Annotated in this window: 3 protein-coding genes and 1 pseudogene; 3 read left to right on the forward strand and 1 reads right to left on the reverse strand. The window is 66.8% G+C overall.

What is annotated here, in order from left to right:
* Positions 1–324: hypothetical protein (locus ASE86_RS16345; protein WP_235523938.1), on the forward strand; the 324-nt coding region annotated here is incomplete at its 5' end.
* A gap of 2 nt (positions 325–326) precedes the next feature.
* Here ASE86_RS16345 and ASE86_RS00005 read toward each other — a convergent pair.
* Positions 327–1,262: a ribose-phosphate pyrophosphokinase gene (locus tag ASE86_RS00005; RefSeq protein WP_056421504.1), complete on the reverse strand. Its 936-nt coding sequence runs from the start codon at positions 1,260–1,262 to the stop codon at positions 327–329.
* Between the two features lie 94 nt (positions 1,263–1,356).
* On the opposite strand from ASE86_RS00005, the gene ASE86_RS00010 reads away from it, so the two are divergent.
* Entirely contained in the window at positions 1,357–2,685 is a 1,329-nt protein-coding gene (locus tag ASE86_RS00010; protein WP_056421505.1) for a glutamate--tRNA ligase, read from the forward strand.
* A 112-nt stretch (positions 2,686–2,797) separates the two neighbouring features.
* Positions 2,798–3,239 (forward strand): annotated as a pseudogene (locus tag ASE86_RS16175) (hypothetical protein); the annotation flags it as partial.

Genomic DNA, 3,239 nt, shown 5'->3' on the forward strand with positions numbered 1-3,239 from the left:
CGCCCACATGTCCCTTCATCTCATCAACAATTTCAAAGAGCCGACAAAAATACCGACGTTCAATCAACCCTCCTTCCGGAAGGCCCCGAGTATCTGGTTTTTGGCGACCGTAGCAGCGCTGCCAAGTGGCTCACCGCGTCGGTGGAGTGGCTTCTATGCTCGGTCTCAGATTCGGTCAACAGGAAAAATCCGCCTTTTCGAATTTTCTTGCGGGCCCCTGCAACTTTCCTGCTGTCCGCTCGTCATTGGCGCTCCCCCGCGCCTCAGAAAAACGAAGAGGAGCGCGGATCCCCGCACGCCCCTTCCCGCATCGGCTGTGGCTGACCTCAGTCGAACAGGCTGGACACCGAAGTTTCGTCGGCGATCCGCCGGATCGCTTCGGCAAGCAGCGGCGCGATCGTCAGATGGCGCACCTTAACGGACTGGGCGATCGTCTCGTGGTTGCCGATCGAATCGGTGATCACGAGCTCGCTGAGCGCCGAACCGTCAACGCGGGCGACCGCCCCGCCCGACAGGACGCCGTGCGTCACATAGGCGACGACGTCTTCCGCCCCCGCGGCCTTCAGCGCCGCGGCGGCGTTGCAGAGCGTGCCGGCCGAATCGACGATATCGTCGATCAGGATGCAGAAGCGCCCCTCGACCTCACCGATGATGTTCATGACCTCCGATTCACCGGCGCGCTCGCGGCGCTTGTCGACGATGGCCAACGGCGCATTGTCGAGGCGCTTCGACAGCGCGCGAGCGCGGACGACGCCGCCGACGTCGGGCGAGACCACCATCCAGTTCGCATCCGGATGCCGACTACGGATATCGGCCGACATCACCGGTGCCGCGAACAGGTTGTCGGTCGGGATGTCGAAGAAGCCCTGGATCTGCCCGGCGTGGAGATCGACCGAGAGCACGCGGTCGGCACCCGCCGTGGTGATGAGGTTCGCCACCAGCTTGGCCGAGATCGGCGTGCGCGGCCCGGGTTTGCGGTCCTGGCGGGCATAGCCGAAATACGGAAGCACCGCGGTGATCCGCTTCGCCGACGCGCGCTTCAGCGCATCGATGATGATCAGCGTCTCCATGAGGTTGTCGTTCGCCGGATAGGACGTCGACTGGAGGACGAACACGTCCTCGCCGCGGACGTTTTCCAGCACCTCGACGAAAATCTCCTCGTCGGCGAAGCGGCGGACGTTCGCCTTGGTCAGCGGAATCTCGCAATAATCGGCGATCGCCTGGGCGAGCGGTGTGTTCGAATTACCGGCGATCAGTTTCATAAATCAGAAGGCTCCCGCGAACTCGCGCGTCCCCTTACTGTGACGGTCCCGTGACGGCTAGTGCCGATGGCGCCCCGCGCCTACAGGCAGGCCCATGATCGTCACTCGCTTCGCGCCGTCGCCGACCGGCCACCTTCACGTCGGCAACCTGCGCACCGCGCTCCACAACTGGATGTGGGCGAACAAGCACGGCGGGCGGTTCCTGCTCAGGATCGACGATACCGATGGCGAGCGCAGCGAAGAGCGGTTCGTCGCGGCGATCCGCGCCGACCTCGCCTGGCTGGGGCTGGTGCCGGACGGCGAGGAGCGGCAGTCGGCGCGGGTTTCGCTCTACGAGGCACGATTCGCCGAGCTGGTGGCGAGCGGTCGCGTGTATCCGGCGTATGAGACGCCGCAGGAGCTGGACCTGAAGCGCAAGATCCAGCTCGGCCGTGGGCTCCCGCCGATCTACGACCGCGCCGCGCTCGCCCTGAGCGACGACGACCGTGCGTCGCTGGCGGCGAAAGGGGTGCGCCCGCACTGGCGGTTCCGCCTGTCGGGAGGGCCGATCACCTGGGACGACCTGATCCGCGGGCCCCAGCGCTTCGATCCCGCGACGATGAGCGATCCGGTCGTGCGGCGCGCCGACGGATCGTGGCTCTATCTGTTGCCGAGCGTCATTGACGATATCGACATGGGCATCACTCATGTCGTGCGCGGCGAGGATCACGTGTCGAACACAGCCGCGCAGGTGCAGATGTTCGCAAGCCTGGGCGCCGCGCCGCCCGCCTTCGCCCATGAAGCGCTGCTGACGGGAAGCGAAGGCAAGCTGTCGAAGCGCCTGGGCTCGCTGGGCGTCGCGCATTTCCGGGACGAGGGAACTGAGCCGCAGGCCATCGTATCGCTGCTGGCGCGCATCGGCACCAGCGCGCCGGTCGAGCCGGTGGTCGATTACGCTCCGCTGATCGCCGCGTTCGACTTCGCGCAGTTCGGCCGCGCGCCAGCGCGGTTCGACGAGGGCGAGCTGGCCGGCGTCAATGCCAAGGTCATCCACCAGCTGCCGTTCGACGCGGTTGCCGATCGCTTGCCCGCCGGCATGACCGCGGCCGGATGGGAGGCGATTCGCCCGAACCTGGAACGTGTCGCCGATGCGGCCGACTGGTGGCACGTCGTCGAGGGGCCGGTCGATGGCGAGACGGCGGACGAGGATCGCGCCTTCCTGGCCCAGGCCGCAGCGACCGCGCGCGACATCGATTGGAGTGCCGACCCGTGGCACGCGCTGACGGGCGTGCTGAAGGCAGCGAGCGGGCGCAAGGGCAAGCCGTTGTTCCTGCCGTTGCGGCGCGCGCTGACGGGGCGCGATCACGGGCCGGACATGGCCGCGCTGCTGCCGCTGATCGGTCGCGACCGCGCAATCGCGCGGCTGGACGCAGCGGCAGGCTAACTTCCCGAACATTGCCCATGCGAGCCACAATCATCGCTTGAGCTCACTTTGATATGGTGTAACATCACGATACAGCCGGATGGTCCGGCAGGGAGTTCGACCAAGGAGAGACGTGATGTATGCCGATCGGTACGAGCGTTCGAAACCCAACCCCGTCAGCCTGACTGCGGCCATCGGCATCAATGCCGTGCTGGTCGGCGCGCTGCTGTTCTCCGCCCCCGATATCGCCACGCATATCGAGAAGCGCTTCACCAGCTACGACGTGCCGATCGTCCCGCCGCCCGAACCCATCAAGCCCGAGCCGGTGAAGGAAACGAAGGCCGCGACGACGCCGCGCGAGGCGATGGTCGTCACGCCGATCCCCGATGTCCGCACGCCGACCGATGCGCTGCCGATGGGCACGTTCGACTTGCCGAAACTGCCGCCGACCGATCTCGGCCTGCCGTCGTCGGGGGCCGGCACCGGGGGCGGTCCGATCACCGTCGATCCGCCCAGGCCCGCGCCCGTCATCGTCGGTGCCCAGCCGGATCCGCGCGCGGCGTTCCAGCCCGACT

The organism is Sphingomonas sp. Leaf33 (genome assembly GCF_001421785.1).
Lineage (GTDB): Bacteria > Pseudomonadota > Alphaproteobacteria > Sphingomonadales > Sphingomonadaceae > Sphingomonas.

Excerpts from the sequence above, each read along its gene's own strand:
- ASE86_RS00005 (WP_056421504.1), bottom strand. The coding sequence starts at position 1,262 with ATGAAACTGATCGCCGGTAATTCGAACACACCGCTCGCCCAGGCGATC.
- ASE86_RS00010 (WP_056421505.1), top strand. The coding sequence starts at position 1,357 with ATGATCGTCACTCGCTTCGCGCCGTCGCCGACCGGCCACCTTCACGTC.